24 protein-coding genes are annotated in these 20,843 nt (G+C 61.8%); 13 read left to right on the top strand and 11 right to left on the bottom strand.

Going from position 1 to position 20,843, the window contains the following annotated elements; genetic code table 11:
- Nucleotides 1–202: 202 nt before the first annotated feature.
- The gene (locus GDV60_RS00590) at nt 203–685 is read left to right on the top strand and encodes an acyl-CoA thioesterase (protein ID WP_029290061.1); all 483 of its coding nucleotides are present in this window, start codon (nt 203–205) and stop codon (nt 683–685) included.
- Nucleotides 686–801: 116 nt separating this feature from the next.
- Here the strand turns inward: GDV60_RS00590 and pdxY are convergent, their stop codons facing one another.
- On the bottom strand, nt 802–1,674 hold the full coding sequence (gene pdxY / locus GDV60_RS00595) for a pyridoxal kinase PdxY (RefSeq protein WP_032856675.1): 873 nt from the start codon (nt 1,672–1,674) through the stop codon (nt 802–804).
- A 115-nt stretch (nt 1,675–1,789) separates the two neighbouring features.
- On the opposite strand from pdxY, the gene GDV60_RS00600 reads away from it, so the two are divergent.
- Entirely contained in the window at nt 1,790–2,182 is a 393-nt protein-coding gene (locus GDV60_RS00600) for a DUF3301 domain-containing protein (protein WP_159905971.1), read from the top strand.
- Here the strand turns inward: GDV60_RS00600 and GDV60_RS00605 are convergent.
- Genes GDV60_RS00605 through dksA form a run of 4 tightly spaced genes read right to left on the bottom strand, consistent with a single transcriptional unit; the run spans nt 2,176 to nt 5,467 of the window.
- Nucleotides 2,176–3,138, bottom strand: coding sequence for a GTP-binding protein (locus GDV60_RS00605; RefSeq protein ID WP_159909159.1), 963 nt, complete (start codon nt 3,136–3,138; stop codon nt 2,176–2,178). The genes GDV60_RS00600 and GDV60_RS00605 overlap by 7 nt on opposite strands.
- Before the next feature lie 45 nt (nt 3,139–3,183).
- On the bottom strand, nt 3,184–3,828 hold the full coding sequence (locus GDV60_RS00610; protein ID WP_029290068.1) for a DUF1826 domain-containing protein: 645 nt from the start codon (nt 3,826–3,828) through the stop codon (nt 3,184–3,186).
- Entirely contained in the window at nt 3,828–5,036 is a 1,209-nt protein-coding gene (zigA, locus tag GDV60_RS00615; RefSeq protein ID WP_070996650.1) for a zinc metallochaperone GTPase ZigA, read from the bottom strand. Before zigA ends, GDV60_RS00610 begins: the two co-directional genes overlap by 1 nt.
- A 26-nt stretch (nt 5,037–5,062) precedes the next feature.
- Nucleotides 5,063–5,467 (bottom strand): RNA polymerase-binding protein DksA, encoded by a 405-nt coding sequence (gene dksA / locus GDV60_RS00620; RefSeq protein ID WP_029290072.1) that lies wholly within the window; start codon nt 5,465–5,467, stop codon nt 5,063–5,065.
- Nucleotides 5,468–5,593: 126 nt separating this feature from the next.
- Here dksA and GDV60_RS00625 point away from each other — a divergent pair, with 126 nt between their 5' ends.
- Complete coding sequence (locus tag GDV60_RS00625) at nt 5,594–5,962, top strand: hypothetical protein (RefSeq protein WP_029290074.1); 369 nt, start codon at nt 5,594–5,596, stop codon at nt 5,960–5,962.
- Here the strand turns inward: GDV60_RS00625 and GDV60_RS00630 are convergent.
- On the bottom strand, nt 5,959–7,134 hold the full coding sequence (locus GDV60_RS00630) for an N-acetylmuramoyl-L-alanine amidase (protein ID WP_104911237.1): 1,176 nt from the start codon (nt 7,132–7,134) through the stop codon (nt 5,959–5,961). The genes GDV60_RS00625 and GDV60_RS00630 overlap by 4 nt on opposite strands.
- Nucleotides 7,135–7,215: 81 nt before the next feature.
- On the opposite strand from GDV60_RS00630, the gene folE2 reads away from it, so the two are divergent.
- From folE2 to GDV60_RS00665, 7 genes are read left to right on the top strand one after another with little or no spacing between them, the layout of a single operon-like run.
- A complete protein-coding gene (folE2, locus tag GDV60_RS00635) occupies nt 7,216–8,112 on the top strand; it encodes a GTP cyclohydrolase FolE2 (protein WP_070996643.1) in 897 nt (298 codons plus the stop codon).
- Complete coding sequence (locus tag GDV60_RS00640; RefSeq protein ID WP_070996642.1) at nt 8,109–8,777, top strand: metal ABC transporter ATP-binding protein; 669 nt, start codon at nt 8,109–8,111, stop codon at nt 8,775–8,777. The genes folE2 and GDV60_RS00640 overlap by 4 nt, the downstream gene beginning before the upstream one ends.
- Complete coding sequence (locus GDV60_RS00645; protein ID WP_029290082.1) at nt 8,777–9,643, top strand: metal ABC transporter permease; 867 nt, start codon at nt 8,777–8,779, stop codon at nt 9,641–9,643. Before GDV60_RS00640 ends, GDV60_RS00645 begins: the two co-directional genes overlap by 1 nt.
- A gap of 11 nt (nt 9,644–9,654) precedes the next feature.
- Nucleotides 9,655–10,533: a metal ABC transporter substrate-binding protein gene (locus GDV60_RS00650; RefSeq protein ID WP_159905973.1), complete on the top strand. Its 879-nt coding sequence runs from the start codon at nt 9,655–9,657 to the stop codon at nt 10,531–10,533.
- On the top strand, nt 10,530–10,955 hold the full coding sequence (gene hisI, locus GDV60_RS00655; RefSeq protein WP_104911241.1) for a phosphoribosyl-AMP cyclohydrolase: 426 nt from the start codon (nt 10,530–10,532) through the stop codon (nt 10,953–10,955). Before GDV60_RS00650 ends, hisI begins: the two co-directional genes overlap by 4 nt.
- Nucleotides 10,952–11,512 carry a DapH/DapD/GlmU-related protein gene (locus GDV60_RS00660; RefSeq protein WP_029290088.1) on the top strand — a complete coding sequence of 187 codons (561 nt, stop codon included), beginning with the start codon at nt 10,952–10,954 and terminating at the stop codon, nt 11,510–11,512. Before hisI ends, GDV60_RS00660 begins: the two co-directional genes overlap by 4 nt.
- A gap of 2 nt (nt 11,513–11,514) precedes the next feature.
- Nucleotides 11,515–12,852, top strand: coding sequence for a dihydroorotase (locus GDV60_RS00665; protein WP_092232442.1), 1,338 nt, complete (start codon nt 11,515–11,517; stop codon nt 12,850–12,852).
- Nucleotides 12,853–12,894: 42 nt separating this feature from the next.
- On the opposite strand, the gene GDV60_RS00670 is transcribed toward GDV60_RS00665, so the two are convergent.
- Nucleotides 12,895–13,416: a DUF3617 domain-containing protein gene (locus GDV60_RS00670; RefSeq protein WP_070996636.1), complete on the bottom strand. Its 522-nt coding sequence runs from the start codon at nt 13,414–13,416 to the stop codon at nt 12,895–12,897.
- Nucleotides 13,417–13,546: 130 nt separating this feature from the next.
- On the opposite strand from GDV60_RS00670, the gene cls reads away from it, so the two are divergent.
- Nucleotides 13,547–14,986 (top strand): cardiolipin synthase, encoded by a 1,440-nt coding sequence (gene cls, locus GDV60_RS00675; protein WP_029290094.1) that lies wholly within the window; start codon nt 13,547–13,549, stop codon nt 14,984–14,986.
- A 56-nt stretch (nt 14,987–15,042) separates the two neighbouring features.
- On the opposite strand, the gene cfaB is transcribed toward cls, so the two are convergent.
- From cfaB to GDV60_RS00695, 4 genes are all read right to left on the bottom strand, one after another.
- Nucleotides 15,043–16,227 (bottom strand): C17 cyclopropane fatty acid synthase CfaB, encoded by a 1,185-nt coding sequence (gene cfaB, locus GDV60_RS00680; protein WP_092232436.1) that lies wholly within the window; start codon nt 16,225–16,227, stop codon nt 15,043–15,045.
- An 86-nt stretch (nt 16,228–16,313) separates the two neighbouring features.
- Nucleotides 16,314–17,096: a DNA-binding domain-containing protein gene (locus GDV60_RS00685; RefSeq protein ID WP_092232433.1), complete on the bottom strand. Its 783-nt coding sequence runs from the start codon at nt 17,094–17,096 to the stop codon at nt 16,314–16,316.
- Nucleotides 17,087–17,932, bottom strand: coding sequence for a DUF692 domain-containing protein (locus GDV60_RS00690; RefSeq protein WP_159905975.1), 846 nt, complete (start codon nt 17,930–17,932; stop codon nt 17,087–17,089). Before GDV60_RS00690 ends, GDV60_RS00685 begins: the two co-directional genes overlap by 10 nt.
- 62 nt (nt 17,933–17,994) lie before the next feature.
- Nucleotides 17,995–18,249 carry a membrane protein gene (locus GDV60_RS00695; protein WP_029290101.1) on the bottom strand — a complete coding sequence of 85 codons (255 nt, stop codon included), beginning with the start codon at nt 18,247–18,249 and terminating at the stop codon, nt 17,995–17,997.
- A gap of 203 nt (nt 18,250–18,452) precedes the next feature.
- On the opposite strand from GDV60_RS00695, the gene GDV60_RS00700 reads away from it, so the two are divergent.
- Both GDV60_RS00700 and GDV60_RS00705 read left to right on the top strand, forming a co-directional pair.
- Nucleotides 18,453–19,076 (top strand): CDP-alcohol phosphatidyltransferase family protein, encoded by a 624-nt coding sequence (locus GDV60_RS00700; protein WP_159905977.1) that lies wholly within the window; start codon nt 18,453–18,455, stop codon nt 19,074–19,076.
- Between the two features lie 10 nt (nt 19,077–19,086).
- On the top strand, nt 19,087–20,841 hold the full coding sequence (locus GDV60_RS00705; protein ID WP_159905979.1) for a bifunctional alpha/beta hydrolase/class I SAM-dependent methyltransferase: 1,755 nt from the start codon (nt 19,087–19,089) through the stop codon (nt 20,839–20,841).
- The last annotated feature ends 2 nt before the right edge of the window (nt 20,842–20,843 follow it).

Here is a 20,843-nt window from a genome sequence, read left to right on the forward strand (position 1 = left end):
TAATCGTAAGAAATGCCCTTGAAATGGGCTTTTCAAGGGTAACACCGCGACTTCCGGCAGAAAGCCGGTGCAATATATGGAAACAGATCGCCTTGGGCGTGACGGCAAACCCCGTCCCGGCGTCCCGTAAGGGATGGCGCTGTAATGATTCCAGCATCCGCAGAGGTGCCCCCCAACCAATGCCTACAACCGTGAGTGTGCTATGGAACCCGGAAACGCCCAGCTGTCGATGACGGTATTGATGACCCCTGACATGGCCAACTTCTCAGGCAATGTCCACGGCGGCACCCTGCTCAAGTACCTCGACGAAGTGGCCTACGCCTGCGCCAGCCGTTATGCCGGCCGCTATGTAGTCACGCTGTCGGTGGACCAGGTGATTTTTCGCGAGCCGATCCATGTCGGCGAGTTGGTGACGTTCCTGGCGTCGGTCAACTACACCGGCAACACTTCGATGGAAGTGGGGATCAAGGTGGTCACCGAGAACATCCGCGAGCGTTCGGTACGCCACACCAACAGTTGCTTCTTCACCATGGTCGCGGTCGACGACGACCGCAAACCGGCCGCCGTGCCGGCGTTGCAGCCACAGAACAGCGAAGACAAGCGCCGGTTTATCCAGGGCAAACAGCGCCGGCAGATCCGCCAGGAACTGGAGAAGCGCTACCAGGAGATCAAGGCTGACGTGTAACCCCAATCAAAATGTGGGAGCGGGCTTGCTCGCGAAGACGGTGTACCAGTCAGCACATGTATTGACTGATACACCGTCTTCGCGAGCAAGCCCGCTCCCACATTGGGTTGGTGGTGTCAGAGGCTGATCGGCGTGGCTTCGAAGCGTACGCGCGGGTGGGCGATGCGGTCCTGGGCCCGCACCAATTCCAACTCGTAACTGGCGCACGCCTGGGTTTCCAGCAGGACTTCGTGCACAGCCGCCGCGGTGAACTCAAAGGCCGCCAGCAGGCTGTCGCCCAGCAGCACCCGCGCCAGGAACAACCCTGAGGTCAAGTCGCCCACTCCCACCGGCTGGCGCGGGAATGCCAGCAGCGGCCGACGCAGGTGCCAGCTGCCTTCGGCAGTCACCAGCAGCATCTCGAAACCGTCCGCCAGCTTGCCCGGGTAATCCAGGTGTTTGACCAGCACCGCTTTGGGCCCTCGGGCCAGCAGGGCCCGCGCCATCCCCAGGCAATCGAACAGCGACTGCGGTTTACGCCCGGAAAAACTGTCCAGCTCCAATTGGTTGGGGCACAGGAAGTCGGCCATGGCCACCGCTTCGTCCAGCAGAAAATCACTGACTTCCTGGGGCACGATGCAGCCTTTTTCCGGATGGCCCATCACCGGGTCACACAGATACAGCGCCTTGGGGTTGATCGCCTTGATACGTGCCACGCCGGTCAGGATCGCGCGGCCCTGGGCGGCGCTGCCAAGGTAGCCGGACAGCACTGCATCACAGTTGCCCAGTTCGCCAATCGCCGCGATCCCCTCTACCAGCGCAGGAATTTGCTGCGGCGCCAACACTTCTCCCGCCCACTGGCCATACTGGGTATGGTTGGAGAACTGCACGGTGTTGAGCGGCCAGACATTCACCCCAACCCGCTGCATGGGAAACACGGCGGCGCTGTTGCCGGCATGGCCAAAGACCACGTGGGACTGGATCGCAAGCAGATGAGGCGTACGTTTCATGCGGGGACTTCCGTAAAACCGTTAAATTCTGGCCGCGCAGTATGCGACTAAAAGCAGCCTGTACGACAGACCGGAGACACAGTTAAGCTGGCCTTACTTTGTTGGAGCAAATCGCATGCTGACCCTGGGAAATATCTTTGTGCTGATGCTGCTGGCGGCGGCTGCCGCCTGGGTGTGGCACAACCACGGCCTGCGCGAGCGGGCGTTGGAGAGGGTCAAACAGCATTGCACCAAGCTCGATATCGAACTGCTCGACGGCGCCGTGGCTTTGAAACGCATCGGTTTCGTCAAGGACGCCAACGGCCGTCGGCGTTTGGCGCGGGTCTATAACTTCGAGTTCACCGTGACCGGCGAAGCCCGCCATCCCGGGACCATCACCCAGTTTGGTGCCCACAGTGCGCAGATCGAACTGGCGCCCTACCCGTTTGAAATAAAGACGCCACCGCCCAGTGCCGAAGTGATTGAACTGAGCCAGTGGCGCCAGGAGCACAGCAAGACCCGTCACTGACGGCAATTGGCCAAGGCTGTTTGCAGCATGGCTGCGTCCTGTTGCTCACTGAAAATCAACTCGATACGAGAGTCCCGGCGCCATTCGCTGGGCTGCCAGGTGAGTGTGGAGTTATCCACAGCGTTGGCCGAGACCCAGCCATCGGCATTGTGGATAACCGATTTGGCGCGCTGCCAGTCCAGACTCTCCAGCCATTGCCGGACTTTGCAGGTGTCGAACTGCTGGCTCGGATGCCAGCGCCAACCGATGCTCCACGCACCCGCCTGGGCCTGGTGCAGGCAAATCGGTACGCAGGGATCGCTCCAGACGGCCGGAATCTGCCCCAGCCCCTTGGGTGTCTCGAAGTTATCCACAGCCGCCCGCGCCTGCGCATCAAGCCCCGGCAGCCGGGCTAATGGCAGTTGCGCCTGTCGGGTCCAGAAAACCTCGCAAGCCGGCAGCGACCTTTCAATCTCACCGCGCTGTACGGCATCCAATCCTTCATCCTTGTTCAGCACCAGCAGCCCGGCACTGGCCAGAGCTTCACGCTGGGACTCGGGCAACGGCCTGCCTGCCGCCAAAGCCTGGGCGTCGAGTACCAGCACGCAAGGCTGGACGGCCAGCGCGGTTTGCCAAGGCGCCTGGCGCAACTGCTCAAGCAATTGCGCCGGATGGCCAAGCCCCGAGGGCTCGATAAACAGCCGGTCAGGCTTGGCCTTACGCAACAATCGACCCAGGCCTACCTGGAACGGCGCGCCATTCACACAACACAAGCAGCCGCCGGCCACCTCACCGAGGGCAATGCCGTCGTCATCCTGGGTCAGCAGTGCGGCATCCAGGCCAATCTGCCCGAACTCATTGATCAACACCGCCCAACGCTCATTGGATGGGCGCTGGGCGAGCAGGTGCTTGATCAGGCTGGTCTTGCCTGCCCCCAAAGGGCCGGCAATCACATGGGTGGGAATGTTCTGCAGCATCGTGGACATTATTCAGGCCGTGTAGAGACGCTTGATCCTACCCGGTTATGCCAACCAATCCAGCGTCAGAATCAACCGTCGCTCATTGGCGGCCAACGCCGGCGAGCGATGAATCAAGCCGTAGCCTTCATTGCCGCGCCACTTTTCGCCCTTGAGCAGGGCGACTTCGCCACAGTGGATCTGCTCGATGCGCTCGCTGGGTTCCGCGTCTGCCTGGCTCAACTGGCGGCGGTCCATCACCCCTTCGCGCAGCCACTGACTACCGATGCCGGCATAGGTGGTGATCAGGCGCACGGGCACGTGATCGACATGAAAACGCGGGCACATGGCCTTGTCCAGCAGCCTCAGCCGCACACCGATGCGCTTGGCCCCCAACAGGCAGGCAAAGGCGCTGACCAGCCATGCCACATCGGCGATAAACCCGTCGTAACCTTCAAGGTCACGACAGCCTGCGGCCAGGCCCAGTAAGTTGGGCTCAGCTTCTTCGCTGTCCAACTCCACCACCAGCGACTCGGCAAGCGGCTCGTTCAGCGAGACCAGCAAGGCGCCAAACTCGGCGATATGCAGCGGCAACTGGCGTTGCCACAGCGCCAGGTTGACGCCGTTATCCAGGATGTCGGCCAGCGCCAGCGGGGTTTCCCCACGGGTCTGGCGAATGACCGGACGCAGTTGAATCACAGGTGCCAGCATCAGGCGGCTGCCTCCTCGTACCAAGGGCCAAAAGGATCGACCAGCAGGCGCCAACCATCGACGCCCAGGGCCATTTCATCGTCGGTCAGCAGGCACCCATCCAGTTCAGCGCGCAGTTGCGCAAAATCGATGTTCTGCCCGATAAACACCAGTTCCTGGCGGCAGTCGCCGGTGCTCAGTTGCCAGTTGCCCATGATCGCCGCGACGCTTTCCTGGTCTTCGGGCCACTGGCTCTTGGGCACAAAGCGCCACCACCGACCGGCAAAACCATGGCGCATCAGGCCACCGGCCTGGGACCAACTGCCGGCATCGCGATGCTTGCTGGCCAGCCAGAAAAAACCCTTGGAGCGCAGCAATTTGCCGTTGCTCCACGGGCGGTCGATAAAGTCGAAAAAGCGCTGGGGATGGAATGGCCGACGCGCCCGATAGGCCGTGGAGGCAATGCCATATTCCTCGGTCTCCGGCACATGCTCGCCGCGCAACTCCTGCAACCAGCCCGGCGCCTGGGCCGCGCGCTCGAAGTCAAAACGCCCGGTATTGAGGATCTCGGCCAGCGGCACCTCGCCCATCACCATGGGAATGATGCGTGCCTGGGCATTCAGGCGTTCGAGGATGGCCACCAGTTCTTCACGTTCGTGGCTGCTGATCAGGTCGATTTTGCTGACAAGGATGACGTCGGCAAACTCGATCTGTTCGATCAGCAGGTCGGTGATGGAGCGCTCATCGTCCTCACCCAGGGTTTCGCCCCGGGACGCCAGGCTTTCAGCCGCCTGGTAATCGAGCAGGAAGTTCATGCCGTCGACCACAGTGACCATGGTGTCGAGCCGTGCGATATCCGCCAGGCTCTGGCCGTTCTCATCGCGAAAGGTGAAGGTTTCCGCCACCGGCAGCGGCTCGGAAATGCCGGTTGATTCGATCAGCAGGTAATCGAATCGCCCTTCCTTGGCGAGCTTTCCTACTTCGATCAGCAAGTCTTCGCGCAACGTGCAGCAGATGCAGCCGTTGCTCATCTCCACCAGCTTTTCTTCGGCGCGATTGAGGCTGACGTCACGCTGGACAGCGGCCCCATCGATGTTGATTTCGCTCATATCGTTGACGATCACCGCCACCCGCAGGTTTTCGCGGTTGCGCAGGACGTAATTGAGCAGCGTGCTTTTGCCAGCGCCGAGAAATCCGGACAGCACAGTAACGGGTAGTCGGTCGGTCATCAGGTGTTCCTCATCAGGTTGGCCGGTCAAATCGCCCGTTGATGGCGTTCGCGCAGCTCTTCACGTTCTTTGGCTTCGATACACAGGGTGGCCGTGGGCCGCAGCAACAGGCGCTTGAGGCCAATCGCCTCGCCCGTCTCGCGGCACCAGCCGTATTCACCGCGAGCGAGGTGCTCGAGGGCTTCATCAATCTTGTCCAGCAGCTTCTTTTCCCGCTCCAGCAGGCGTAGTTGCCAGTGGCGCTGTTCTTCGGCGCTGCCGACATCGGCGGGGTCGCTATTGGGCTCCTGCTCGCGCAGCACCATGAACTCGGCATCGATGCGCGTTTGCAGGTCAGAGCGCTGGGCCAACAACAGCTCGCGGAAGAAGGTTTGCTGGGCCTCATTCATATAATCGGCGGGCGGCTGGGCGAGCAGGTCTTGTTCAGTCATGGGGGCGGTTCACGGGTCAGGCTGTTTTTTGATGTTATAGTATAACAATACAAATAAGCCAATCCCCTCTTGCCCGCCACGACGAAGGGCGCAATCCTTGAGCCCGTCCATTCCCCGAGAAACCTTATGAGATATGTGTTGTGCGGCGTGTTGCTGCTGGTTGCGAGCCAGGCCAGTGCCCAAATGCCCAACGCCCTGGCCACCTGCACGCGCAGCGCCACCCTGTTGGCCTGCATTGATGCCCAGGGCAATGCCTACAGCGCCGCGACCGTAGGCAACACCACGTATTTGCGCGGGTTCGAGGTAGACGGCAAACGCTACTGGGCGCAGACCAACAGCCGCTATGGCCAGTTGACGTTCTTCACCGGGCTGGCCTCCGATGGCGAAGCGTGGGTCGGCTATACGCGGCGCGTGGGCTGGACCACGATCAACCGGTTTTCCAGCTCCGGCGGTTCCAGCGCCAAGTTCACTTGTAGCCGGATCAGCGGTTGCTAGGCCTGGCCTTTTTGCTGCTCCTGGGCCCAGGCCATGTAGCTGTTGATCGGTGGATTCTTCTGGAAGTAACGCTGCAATCCCTCAAACAGGCCATCCGCGATTGCCTGTTGATGGCGCGCGGTAACCAGCCGCTGGCTGTCGCGGACGTTGGAGATAAAGCCCGTCTCCACCAGGATCGACGGCACGTCCGGCGACTTGAGCACCGCAAACCCGGCCTGCTCCACCCGCTTTTGATGCAGCGTGGTGATACCCGCCAGGCTACCCAGCACGGCATTGCCTAGTTGCAGGCTGGCGGCCAGGGTGGCGCTCATCGACATATCGAGAATGACCCCAGCGAGCATCGGGTCCTTGTCCTTGAGGTTGAGCAGGCTGGTGGCGCCCAATAGATCTGCGCCATTTTCCCGCTGCGCCATGAAGCGTGCGGTCGCCGATGTGGCGCCGCCTTCGGACAAGGCATACACCGAAGCCCCTGACGCGGTCAGTCGCGGCGCCGCATCTGCGTGGACCGAAATAAACATATCGGCCTTGTAGCGCCGGGCGATCTCCACCCGTTTGCGCAGCGGCACGAAGAAGTCATCGTTGCGGACCAGCTTCACGGTAAAGCCCTTCTCGCGTTTGAGCCGCTTGGCCAGCAACTGCGAGATAGCCAGCACCACGTCTTTTTCCCGCTCACCCTTTGCCCCAACCGCGCCGGGGTCCTTGCCACCGTGACCAGGGTCGACCACGACGATAATGTCGCGCTTGGGATGCGCCTTCTCCACCGGTGCTTGGCGGGCGCCGCTGCTCAGGTCCAGCACCAGGCGATGCCCCTGCCCATCCTGCGGCGGCAGGACAAAACTGTTGAGCTGCATCGGTTGAGCCAGATCGAGAACGATCCGTGTCCCGCCCGCACTCAGACGCCCTGAGCGAATCGCAGTAATGCCAGTGTTGGCCAGTGCCAATTGGCTGAAATCCCCGCTCAGGCCTGCGCCGCTCAAGTCAATGATCAGCCGCTCGGGCGCGTTCAGGGAAAAGGTGCTGTAGCTCACCGCACCACTGAGGTCGAACACCAGTCGCAGCTTGTCGTTGGAGCGCCACAGGCGCGCATTGCGAATCTGCGTCGCATGCACCGCAAAAGGCAAAGTAAACACGGCGCTGGCCAGCAGCAGGCTTAGGAGTTGACGTCTGTGCATGACACTCACCGCAGAAAAATAATCGTCGATCTAATTGTTATACTATAACATGTCGCTTTATATCCAACGATGGACCTGCTTATGAATGCGCTGACTCTGCCGGATATCGCCGCGCAGGCTTCTCGCCAAGCCTTGCCACTCGACTGGGTGGGCATGTGTGGCATTGCCCTGCCAATCCTGATCGACGGCCAACGTTTGAGCGCCAAGGCCGATGCAGGAGTAAGCCTGGACGATGGCGAAGCGCGCGGCATTCATATGTCGCGCTTATACCTGGCGCTGGAAATGCTTGAGTCACAAGACCTGCAACCAGCGCTGCTGCGTCAGGTGCTCCAGCGTTTTCTCGATAGCCATGAAGGCCTGTCGAGCAGCGCGTACCTGCGGATTCATACCGACTTGTTGCTCAAACGTCCTGCGCTGGTCAGCCCGCTCGCCGGCTGGAAGAGCTATCCAGTGAGCATCGAAGCGCGCCTGGAAAAGCAGATGTTCCACGTGGAACTAAAAATTGACGTTACTTATTCCTCAACCTGCCCTTGCTCGGCTGCCCTCGCCAGGCAGTTGATTCAGCAGCAATTTATCGATGACTTTGCCAACACAACGCTGCAACACGAAGATGTGCTGGCCTGGCTTGGCAGCGCCAAAGGGATCATCGCCACGCCGCACAGCCAGCGCAGCACTGCGCAATTGCTGGTGGCTCTGCAAGCTGGGCAACCCACGCTGCCACTGACTGAGTTGATCGACCACGCCGAAGCCGCCCTCGGCACCGCCGTGCAGACCGCCGTCAAACGTGCCGATGAGCAAGCCTTCGCCTTGGCCAACGGCCAGAACCTGATGTTCTGCGAAGACGCCGCCCGCCGCCTGAACCTGGCGCTGCAACGCTCGATCGCGGTGCAAGCCTTTCACGTCAAAGTCATCCACGCCGAAAGCCTGCACGCCCACGACGCCGTGGCCGAAACCCGTTGGACGAGGGCTACCACGTGATCCGCTGCAATGCCCTGCGCTGGGGCGCACCAGGCCAACCGCTGACGCCGGCCATTGATATCGAACTGGGCAAAGGCAGCCTGACCGCTGTTATCGGCGCTAACGGGTCGGGTAAAAGCAGTTTGTTGAAAGTCATCGCCGGCCTGCAAAAGCCCCTGGCCGGCAAGGTCACTCTGGATGTTCCACGGCGCGGCGGCCTGTCATACCTGGCGCAGCAGCAACACCTGGACCGACAATTCCCCATCAGCCTGCAAGAGCTGGTAGCCGCAGGTCTATGGGGCACCCAACACTCCCAGCAGCAACGCAACCAGCGCTTGCAAACGGTACTGCAAGACTGGTGCCTCAGCGGTCTTGAGCTGCGCCCCTTGATGGCCCTGTCCGGTGGCGAGTTGCAACGCGCCCTGCTCGCCCGTCTCAGCCTGGCCCAAGCGCCTGTGTTGTTGCTGGATGAACCCCACGCCGCACTCGATGAACAAGGCCAGGCACTGCTGTGGAAACATATCCACGCCTGGCATGCCGAAGGCCGCACCTTGGTGGTGGTCTGCCATGACTTGGCCGCGGTGCGCCAACACCTGCCGCAAGCACTGCACATCAAAAGCAGCGGCTGCGTGCTCGCACCCAGCACACAGTTGATCCTTCAGCAGCCGCAGATGCAGGTCGCCTGATGCACCTCGCCGCCCAACTGTGGATGCCCTTCAACGACTTCGTGTTTATGCGTCGCGCCCTGCTCGGTGGCCTGCTGCTGGCGTGTAGCACGGCGCCGTTGGGGGTGTTCCTGATCCTGCGGCGTATGAGTCTGATCGGCGATGCCGTGGCCCACGGCATCCTGCCCGGCGCCGCACTGGGCTTCTGGTTTGCCGGCCTGAGCCTGCCGGCACTGACCCTCGGCGGTCTCGGCGCCGGCTTGGGCATGGCCGGCCTCGCCGCGTGGATCACCCGCCGCACCGGCCTGCGCGAAGACGCCAGCCTGGCTGCGATCTACCCGATTTCCCTGGCGGCCGGTGTGCTGATCCTCGGCCTGGCCGGCAAGCGCCTGGACCTGCTGCACCTGCTGTTCGGCTCGGCGCTGGCGGTAGACGGCCCGACATTGACCGGCATGGTGTGGGTGTCCGGTTTCAGCCTGATCGCCATGGCGCTGATCTACCGGTTGCTGGTGCTGGACACCCTCGACCCGCTGTTCCTGCAAACCGTCAGCCGCCTCGGGCCTTTGGCCCATGGGGTGTTCCTGACCCTGGTCGTGCTGAACCTGGTGATTGGTTTCCAGGCCATCGGCGCCTTGATGGTGGTCGGCCTGATGATGTTGCCCGCGGCAGCGTCACGCTTCTGGAGCCGGCGGCTGCCGAGGTTGATTGCAGTCTCGGCTGTGCTGGGATGCCTGTCGGTATGGCTCGGGCTGTTGCTGTCGTTCTACTACTCGCTGCCCAGCGGCCCGGCGATTGTCCTGGTCGCTGGCGGCTTGTACCTGCTGTCCGTGGTGCTGGGGCCGGTACATGGCTTGCTGCGCCGCCCGCCCTTGCTTACATCCCAATGAGGTGTTTTCCGATGCGCGCTCTACTCGTGCTGTTCAGCGTCCTGCTCCCGCTGTCGTTCGCAACCGCCCAGGACAAGCTCCAGGTGGTCACCAGCTTCAGCATTCTCGCCGACATAACCCAGCAGGTCGGCGGGGAGCATATCCAGCTCAGCAATATGGTCGGCCCCGACGCCGATGCCCATACCTACGAGCCGTCCCCGGACGATGCCAAGGCGCTGCTCAAGGCCCGTGTCATCATCAAGAACGGCCTAGGCTTCGAGCCGTGGCTGGATCGCCTGATTACCAGTACCGAAACCCCAGCCACGGTGGTCAACGCCAGCAAAGGCGTGATCGCTCGCACGCTGGAGGAAGACGGCGAGAAGATCCCTGATCCCCATGCCTGGCATAACCTGGCCAACGCCGAAATCTACGTCAGCAACATCACCCAGGCGTTGATCACTGCCGACCCGGCCAACAAGGCCGACTATCAACACAACAGCCAGGCATACCTGCAGAAAATCTACCGCCTGCTGGCCGAAGCCAAGGCCAAGTTTGCCGCGCTGCCTGCGGGCAATCGACGCATCGTCGCCTCCCACGACGCCTTCGGCTACCTGGGCCAGGCCTACGGTATCGACTTCATGGCGCCCCAGGGTTTGTCCACCGAGCGCGAACCCTCGGCGGCCGAAGTCGCCGCGTTGATCACGCAGATCCGCCAGGCCCACGTCAAAGCGGTGTTTATGGAAAACATCAAGGACGCGCGCCTGCTCAAGCAGATTGCCGAGGAAAGCGGCGCCCATATCGGCGGCACGTTGTACTCCGATGCACTGGCTGCCAAAGGCCCGGCCAGTACTTTTACCGGGTTGTTTGAATACAACCTCAACACTTTGTACAACGCCTTGGGCACCCCATGACACTGTCGATGCTCGAGTTGGAAGCCGCGCCCATCGGCAGCCGCTTCCCCCTGGCCCACGTACTGGATGCCTTACCGTGGAACCGCGACGGCCTGATCGCGGCCATCGCCCAGCAACAGCGCAGCGGTGAGGTATTGATGCTGGCCTGGATGAACCGCCAGGCCCTCGATGAAACCCTCGCCAGCGGCCGCGTCTGCTACTGGTCACGCTCGCGCCAGCGATTGTGGCGCAAGGGCGAAAGCTCAGGACACATCCAACAGTTGATCGAAGCGCGCCTGGATTGCGATGGCGATGCCGTACTCCTGATCGTCGATCAACAAGGCCCGGCCTGCCACACCGGGCGCCCGACCTGTTTCTACAACGCGATTGAACACGACCAGGTGCATATCCTCACCGCACCCCTCAAGGAACCCGCAGCATGATCCGCAAGAACCCTTCCGGCGATCTGCCGGTCATCGCCGAGTCGGCCTACGTCGATAAAACCGCAATCATCTGCGGCAAAGTGATCATCGGCGAAAACGTATTTGTCGGCCCCTATGCGGTGATCCGCGCCGATGAAGTCGACGCTACCGGCGACATGGACCCGATCACCATCGGTGCCAACTCCAATATCCAGGACGGCGTGGTGATCCACTCCAAATCCGGCGCGGCGGTAACCATCGGCGAGTTCACTTCCATCGCCCACCGCTCGATTGTCCACGGCCCCTGCACCGTCGGCGACCGGGTGTTTATCGGCTTCAACAGCGTGCTGTTCAACTGTGTGGTGGGCGATGGCTGTGTGGTGCGGCACAACTCGGTGGTCGATGGCCGTGATTTGCCCGCTGCGTTCTATGTGCCATCCACCACGCGAATTGGCCCCAACACCGACTTGTCGCAGTTCCCGCCAGTGAGCGTCAGCGCCTCGGAGTTTTCCGAAGACGTGGCGCGCACCAATGTCGACCTGGTGCGCGGCTATAAAGCCCTGCAAAACGAGTTCTGAACATGAGCCGCCTGCTGATCCGCAATGCCCGCCTGGTGAACGAAGGGCGAGAATTCGACGCCGACTTACTGGTCGCCAACGGCCGTATCGAAAAAATCGCCAGCAGTATCCAGGGGCAAAGGGCTGACACCGAGATCGACGCCCAAGGCCAATGGCTGCTGCCGGGCATGATCGACGACCAAGTGCACTTTCGCGAACCCGGCGCCCCGGACAAAGGCAGTTTCTACAGCGAATCGCGCGCGGCGGTGGCCGGCGGCATCACCAGTTTCATGGACATGCCCAACACCCAGCCCGCAACCCTGACCCTGGAAGCACTGGCAGACAAGAAGCGCCGCGCGGCGCTGCACTCGGTGGCCAACTATGGGTTTCACTTTGGCGTCAGCAACGACAACCTCGACACCGTGGCTGCCCTCGATCCCCGGCAGGTCGCCGGGGTCAAGGTGTTCATGGGTGCCTCCACCGGCAATATGCTGGTGGATGACCCAAGGGTTCTGGAGCGCCTGTTTGCCGAGGTACCGACGATTCTCCTGGCACACTGCGAGCACACGCCCAGCATCCAGGCCAACGAACAACGGCTGCGCGATCGCTTCGGCGAGCAGATCCCCGCGGTGGTCCACCCGCTGATCCGCGACGCCCAAGCGTGTTATCGCTCCTCATCCCTGGCCGTGGAACTGGCGCGCCGCCACGACACGCGTCTGCACGTGCTGCACCTGACCAGTGCCCGAGAGCTGTCGTTGTTCGAAGACAAGCCGCTGGCAGAAAAACGCATCACCGCCGAAGTGTGCCTGCATCACCTGCTGTTCGATGACCGTGACTACGCGCGCCTGGGCCATCAGATCAAATGCAACCCGGCGATCAAGACCCGCGCCGACCGAGATGCCCTGCGCCTGGCACTGCTGAGTAATCGGCTGGATGTGATCGGCACCGACCACGCACCGCATACCTGGGAGCAAAAACAGCGGCCGTACCGTGAGGCGCCGGCGGGGTTGCCCCTGGTGCAGCACGCGCTGCCAGCCTTGCTGGAATTGGTGGCCGACGGGCTGTTGCCGTTGACTGTGCTCGTGGCGAAAACCAGCCATCGCGTCGCCGACCTGTTCGCCATTCCTGACCGGGGTTATCTACGCGAGGGCTACTGGGCCGACCTGGTACTGATCAGACCCGAACCCGAAGGCATGCCGGTAAGCAGTCAGCCGATCCTCGCCCGTTGCGGCTGGACACCGTTTGCCGAGCGCAGCTTTCGCCACAGTGTGAGTACCACGTTGGTGTCAGGGCATTTGGCTTGGCATGACGGTCAAGTGATCAACAGTTGCCAGGGGTTGCCCCTGCACTTTTTGCGCTGACCAAATGTGTGGGAGCCGGCTTGCCGGCTCCCACAGGGGGCTTCAGGCGCGAGGTTTTACCGTGCCGCAGTCGCTGCCCAACCATTGGGCCTGAGTATCGAGGCTGCCGTTCTGCTGGATACCGGTAGCGTTGAAGGTGCCGTTGACTGAGGTGGTGAATGCCTTCTGGCTCTGGAATGTGGCCACGCCAGAGCCTTGGGCTTTCGGGCAACTGAAACGGAATTTCCACTGGTTGCCAGTCTTATCGGTCACTTCTTGCTTGCAACCCGATTGCGGGTCGGTCAGCGGGATGGCGTCGGAGGCCACCTGGGCCGGCGTCAGGCACACCTGCACGCCTTTGCCGGCCATGGTAATGCCTTGTTTTTCCAGCATGGCGCGCTGTTCCGGGGTCATCTGTTGCTTCAGTTGACCGAGGATCAACGACAAATCCGGCAGGTTCTGGTTATCGACTTTCATGTTGCTGGTGGTCAGTTCCCACAAGCCCGGCGCCAACATCTGCGCCTGCGCCGCCACCGGCAGCGTCAAACCAACAACCATGGCCAAACCAAGCAGACGAGCATTCATCGGGTAACTCCTGGGTAATTGTCGGCGTTAGACGTCGCAAAGCGGTCGGCGTTGCACGCTCAATAAAATAGCGACAATCGCTGCCGAACATGGTCTGTTACGCATTGGATTGTCAGGAGTAATGTTGTCCATGGATTTCTTCGGCCCGCACTTGCTCGGCTACTTCATCGCCACCCTGCATTTTCTCGGTTCCCTCGCCGCCCTGCACGCGGTGCTGACCGTGCGCACCGCCCAAGGCTCGATTGCCTGGGCGCTGTCGCTGATGTTCATGCCTTACCTGACGCTGATCCCATACCTGATCTTTGGCCGCAGCAGCTTCGATGCCTACATCCAGGCCCGTCGCCAGGCCAACCAGGAAATGCACAAGGCAATCACCGAGCTCAACTGGCGCCCCTGGGTCGAAGAAGCCCTGGCCGCGCGCAACTCCCATGCCTATGCCTCCCTGCGCGCCATGCCCAAGCTGGGACGCATGCCGTGCCTGGCCAACAACCAAGTGCATTTACTGGTCAATGGCGATGCAACCTTCAGCGCCATCTTCGACGCCATCCGCGCCGCCAAGACGGCCGTACTGGTGCAGTTCTTCATCATTCATGACGATGAACTCGGGCGCCGGTTGCATGACCTGCTCAAGGCCAAGGCCGCCGAAGGCGTGGCCATCTACGTGCTCTATGACCGTATCGGCAGCCACTCCCTGCCCCACCGCTATGTGCAATCGCTGCGCGACGCCGGGGTGCAGATCAAGGCGTTTGCCACCCGCAGCGGCTGGTTCAATCGCTTCCAGGTGAATTTCCGCAACCATCGAAAAATTGTCGTGGTCGATGGCCTGACCGGTTTTGTCGGCGGGCATAACGTCGGCGATGAATACTTGGGTAAGAAACCCCCGCTCGCCCCCTGGCGCGACACCCATGTGCAAGTCAGCGGCCCGGTGGTGGCCTGCCTGCAGGAGTCGTTTGCCGAAGACTGGTTCTGGGCCGCGCGCGAGTTGCCACCACTGATCCTGCCCGACACCTATGCCGATGACGGCGTGCTCTGCCAATTGCTGGCGAGCGGCCCGGCGGACCCGTATGAAACCTGCTCGCTGTTTTTCGTTGAAGCGATTCATGCAGCGACTGAGCGGGTGTGGATCACCAGCCCGTACTTCATCCCCGACGAAGCGGTATTCGCCGCGCTGCGCCTGGCGGTGTTGCGTGGCGTGGACGTGCGCCTGCTGCTGCCGTCACGCCCCGACCACCGTATTGTCTACGCCGCATCCAGCCTGTACGCGATTGAAGCAGTACGCGCCGGGGTCCGGGTGTTCCGCTACAAGCCGGGCTTTTTGCATCAGAAAGTGGTGCTGGTAGACCGCGAAATCACTGCCATCGGCAGTGCGAACCTGGACAACCGTTCGTTCCGCCTCAACTTTGAAGTGATGTTGCTCACGGTCGATGCCGCCTTCGCCAGCGAAGTGGAACACATGCTGCTGGACGACTTTGCCCAGGCCCACGAAACCAGCCAGGAAGAAAGCCAACAGACCCGCCGCCTGCAGCAATTGGGCATGCGCGTGGCGCGCCTGATTTCCCCGATCCTTTAGCCAGCTCCCACACAAGCTCAGCTCCCGCATTCAGTCTTTCAGAGGGGGCAACAGTCTCAGCGGTAGAGATCTTCCCGCGTCCAAGGCAACTCATGGCTGCCATCCGCATGGGGTTTGACCGCCAGGATCTGGTGCAGGTTGATCCAGCCCCGGGCAAACGCATACGCGCAACCCGCCAGGTACAGGCGCCAGATGCGCAATGCCTGGGCCGGCACCATTTTCGCCGCCGCTTCCAGATTGTCTTCCAGGCGCTCGCTCCAGTGATCCAGGGTGCGCGCGTAATGCAAGCGCAGGCTTTCCACGTCGACCACTTCCAGGCCGACTTCGCTGATTTCGGCGCTGATCATCACCAGGTGCGGCAGTTCGCCATTGGGGAACACGTAACGCTCGATAAAATCCCCCGCACCACGCCCCACCGGGCGGCCATCGGTATGTTTGGCGGTGATCCCATGGTTGAGCACCAGGCCACCTTCGCGCACGGCGCCGAACAGGGTCTGGCAGTACTGCGCCAGGTTGGCGTGGCCGACGTGTTCGAACATGCCGACGCTGACCACTTTGTCGAACCGCCCGTCCTGGGGCAGGTCGCGGTAGTCGAGCAACGCCAACTCCACGTGGTCCTCCAAGCCCTCGGCGACCACTCGCTCCCTGGCCAGTGCCAGTTGTTCCTTGCTCAGGGTGATACCGAACACCTTGACCCCAAACTCACGCGCCGCATAACGCGCCAGCCCGCCCCAGCCACAACCGACATCCAGCAGATACTCCCCAGGCTGCAGGCGCAGCTTGCGGCACAGGTGGCGGAATTTGTCTTGTTGGGCCTGGTCGAGGGACTCGCTGCCGGTCTCGAAATAACCGCAGGAATAGGCCATGTCACGGTCCAGCCACAGCTGGTAAAACTCGTTCGACAGGTCGTAATGATAGGAAATCGCGGCGGCATCCGTGGCCTTGTCGTGGATCGAGCGCACCGGTCCGGCCTGCTCATCGTCGTCGATCAGCGCGTGGCTCAATTCGTCACATACACGGATTACATCGCTGATGGAGCCTTCGAGCTCCAGTTTGCCTTCGACGAAGGCAGCGCCCAGGGAGTCGAGCGTGGGATGGGTCAGTTGCGTCACCATCACCGGGTCCTTGACCACAATCGTGACGCTGGGCTCCGGGCCCAGGTTGAACTCATGGCCATCCCAGAGTCGCAGACGCAGCGGTAGCTGAAGATTCTGTAAGGCCGGTGGAAGTTGCGCGAGCATGAGTAGTCCCCCCTTGTTTCAGACGTCTGAAATGAGGGTAGACCATCCATAAAAAAGTAGCTGGCTATCGATTCAATAGCCGCCTTCTATGGTGCTCGACGTTGCAGCAAACCGTCCTCAACCCACTGTTTCAACCACGTGACAGCTTGCAGCGGCGCGCCCTCTTGATAAGTGACTGCCAATTCGGCGCACAGTTCTGAAAAAGTCCAACCCTGATCGGCCATCCCGGCCAAGGCGTACGCCTCGGTAGGCTCCAGGCTGCGGTAGCGACACACTTGCTGGTCACGCCAGATCAGGCATACCTCGGCCTGCTGCAACGCCAGGCTGCCGGGAAACGCCGCCTGCGCCTTGACCGCACGCCAGATCTGCAGGCTGTTGAAGCGGCACAACACCTGCTGCACCGACGGTCCCCACTCGACCTGCAACAATGGCCAGGCCTCGGGTGCCAGCCGAGCCATGTCTTCCAGGGCCAGCGGCTGGCCCGCAGGCGCATCAAACGCCAGGGTAAACGCCCATTCCAGGCGTGCCAGCTCGGCCAACGGTGCACTTTGTGCGGCAACCAGGTACTCGCCGATAAAACCCTCAAACCGCTGCCCCAGCCAGCGCAAGCTGAAATGCGCCGAGGGATAACGCTGTACATAAGCGGCCACCAGCCCGGCAAATTCATCATCCCCCAGCCAATGCCACACGGTCGGAAAATCCCCCTGCATCACTTCCAGCAAACGGGCCCGATAAGCGTTGTGGTAGATCGCAAGGCCAGTGTCCACGTCCAGGGTCGGGCCACCGATCAAGGTGCTGGCAAAACCGCCCTCGTCGGCGTCTGCCAATAGATGACGTTCAAATGCCAGTTGCCAATCGATCAGGCGCATAGCGACCTCCGGGCCAAGGCGCCAGCCCCCAACTCACGGGCCTTGGCCAATTCATCGAGTAGCTCGGCAAACGGCGGGAAATGGTCATCGCGCTCCAGTAGCGTCGCTACCGGGCCCAAGTGTTCCAGGGTCTGTTGAAACAACTGCCACACCGGATCGCAAACCGGATGGTCATGGGTATCGACCACATAGTCGCCATAGTCCATATGCCCGGCCAAATGCAGCTGGCGGATACTCTGCGGCGGCAGGTTGCGAATAAAGGTCCAGGCATCGAAACCGTGATTGCGCGAGCTGACATACACGTTGTTGATGTCCAGCAGCAGTTCGCAACCACTGAGGTGGCTCAAGGCGTTGAGGAATTCCCATTCGGTATAGTCATCGGCCTTTGAGCGTACATAGCTGGAGACATTCTCCAGCACCAGCGGGCGCTGCAGCACATCCTGCACCTGCCGCACGCGGGCGGCGACGTGGTAGAGGCTTTCCTCGGTGTAGGGCAGCGGCAACAAATCATGCAGTTGATGGGCGTTGCCACGGCTCCAGCACAGGTGATCGGAGACCCACGCCGGCTTGACCCGGTCGGCCAATTGCTTGAGTTGCTTGAGGTAGTCCATATCGAGGGCATGGGGCCCGCCGATGGACAGGGAGACACCATGCATCACCAGCGGATAGCGCTCGGCGATGGCGTCCAGGTAGTACAAGGCCTTGCCGCCCTGGACCAGATAATTCTCGGAGACGATCTCGAACCAGTCCACCTGCGGCGACTGCTCGATGATCTGCTGATAGTAAACGCTGCGTAGCCCCAGGCCGTAGCCCAGGCAAGGAACCGATACCGACATGACGAACTCCTGGAAAGTGTCCGCAGCGACGTGCACACCGCTGCAGGATCACGTACTCGCGGTTATTCGCCGACTTTGCCGCCAGCCGCATCACAAGCAGCCTGGGTCATCGCCTTGAAACCGTGCCCCTTGCACACGGCCTGGCCTTTACAGGCGTTTTCAGCAGTCTTGCAGTCGTTCATGCCTTTGCAGGAGGTCACGCCATAGCAATGCACGTTCGCTTCATCGGCCGCCTGGACCTGGGTCGCGACACCGGCAAACATCGTGGCGGCAGCAATGGCCAGGGCAGCACCGGAAACGGCGTTCTTGAAGTTCATTGTGGTATTCCTCATAGGTCTGTAGGGCGTCGGCTGAACGGTTTGTCCAGTCCCGACACAGCACTAGAGTGAGGTGCCTGATGGGCGTTACAGCGTGATCGACATTTTTATGTGCTGCCGGCGGGCACTAGTGCCCACGGCGATTTATCGTCACACTCGCACCAGCTTTTTCGCGGGATCACGGACAAGGAAGCGTCACTCTCATGATTTCGATCTATCAGCTCAAACCGCGTTTTCAGAACCTGCTGCGGCCCCTGGTCCAGCGCCTGTACGACAACGGCACCACCGCCAACCAGATCACCGTGCTGGCGGGAATCGTGTCGCTGCTGGTGGGCCTGCTGGTGGCGGGTTTCGCCGAGCATGCGTGGGTGTTCGTGTTGATCCCGCTGTGGATGATCCTGCGCATGGCCCTCAATGCCATCGACGGCATGCTCGCCCGGGAGTACGGTCAACAGTCGCGCCTGGGCGCCTACCTCAACGAACTGTGCGATGTGATCGCCGACAGCGCATTGATCCTGCCGTTCGCGCTGATCCCCGGGGTCGGCCTGGCGCCGGTGCTACTGGTGACACTGCTGGCGGTGTTCAGTGAATACGCTGGCGTACTTGGGCCGATGGTCGGCGCATCGCGGCGCTATGACGGGCCGATGGGCAAGAGTGATCGGGCGTTCGTTCTCGGCGTACTGGCCACTGGCGTAGCCCTGGGTTGGCTCGGCGCCGGCTGGGTGGATGCCGTGATGTGGCTGGTGGCTGCATTGCTCGCCTACACCCTGGTCAATCGAGTACGCCAGGGCCTCAAAGAACAACAAGAAACCCCTCCGACGGCATAAGGATCTTGCGATGCGCGAACAGCAACAGCACACCTTCAGCACCCATGACGGCGTAGAGCTTTTCTATCGGCACTGGCCCGCGACCACCGCGACCGGGCCTGAGCCACGCCAGGCGATCCTGCTGTTCCATCGGGGCCACGAGCATTCCGGGCGCATCGCGCACCTGGTGGATGAGCTGGACCTGCCGCACTTTGATTTCTTCGCCTGGGACGCCCGTGGCCACGGCCAATCCCCCGGCGAACGTGGCGACAGCCCCAGCTTTGCCACCAGCGCACGGGACGTGCAGACCTTCTGCGACCATATCGGCGCAACCTATGGCATTGAGCCCGCCAACCTCGCCGTCATTGCCCAAAGCGTCGGCGCGGTGATCGCCGCCACCTGGGTCCATGACTACGCCCCCAACATCCGCGCCCTGGTGCTTGCCTCCCCGGCATTCAAGGTCAAGCTCTACGTGCCCTTCGCTCGGCCAGGCCTGGCGTTGATGCGACGCTTTCGCGGCAACTTTTTCGTCAACAGCTACGTCAAGGCCACGTTCCTCAGCCATGACCCCGAGCGCGTCGCGTCCTACGACACAGACCCGCTGATCACCAAGGCGATCTCGGTGAATGTGCTACTGGGCCTGTACGAAGCGGCCGACCGCGTAGTCGCCGATGCCCAGGCGATCCAAGTGCCGACCCAACTGCTGATCTCTGGCTCGGACTTCGTGGTGCATCGCAAACCCCAGCAACAGTTCTTCGAGCGCCTGGGCAGCCTGAAAAAAGAACTGCATATCCTGCCCGGTTTTTTCCACGACACCCTCGGCGAGCGTGACCGCGCCGTGGCACTGGCCAGCGCCAGGCGTTTTATCCTGCAAAACTTCGAACACCCGCTGGACCGCGCCAGCCTGCTGGATGCCGACAAGATCGGCGCGACCTGCGCCGAATCCGAATCCCTTGCCGCGCCGCTGCCGCGCAACTCGCTACGTGACCTGTACTGGCGCATGACCCGCGCCAGCATGGGCCTGGGCCGCCAGTTGTCCGAGGGCGTGAAGCTTGGCTTCGACACCGGTTTCGATTCCGGCAGTACCCTGGATTATGTCTATCGCAACAAGCCCACCGGCAAAGGTGCGCTGGGGCGGATGATCGACACCAACTACCTGAACTCCATCGGCTGGCGCGGGATTCGCCAGCGCAAACTGCATGTCGAAGAATTGCTGCGCCTGGCCATGGTCAAGCTGCGGGATGACGGGCGCGAAGTGCGCATCGTCGACATCGCCGCGGGGCATGGTCGGTACATTCTGGAAGCCTTGCAGGGCGTTTCTCCACTGCCGGAATCGATCCTGTTGCGCGACTACAGCGATATCAATGTGCGCGACGGTGGCGCGCTGATCCGCGAGAAAGGCCTGGGAGACATTGCGCAGTTCGTCAAAGGTGATGCCTTCGACCGGGCCGACCTGGCGGCGCTGGCACCCAAGCCGACACTGGCGGTGGTGTCCGGGCTGTACGAGCTGTTTGCCGATAACGCCATGGTCGGTGGCTCCCTCGCCGGCCTGGCCGAGGCCGTGGAGCCCGGTGGCTACCTGGTGTACACCGGCCAACCGTGGCACCCGCAACTGGAGCTGATCGCCCGCGCCCTCACCAGCCATCGCCAGGGGCAGGCCTGGGTGATGCGCCGCCGCAGCCAGGCGGAAATGGATCAACTGGTGGAGGCGGCGGGCTTTCGCAAGATCACCCAGCGCGTGGATGAATGGGGCATCTTCAGCGTCTCGCTGGCGCAGAAGATCTGAGC

The organism is Pseudomonas sp. DTU12.1 (assembly GCF_009873475.1).
Lineage (GTDB): Bacteria > Pseudomonadota > Gammaproteobacteria > Pseudomonadales > Pseudomonadaceae > Aquipseudomonas > Aquipseudomonas proteolytica.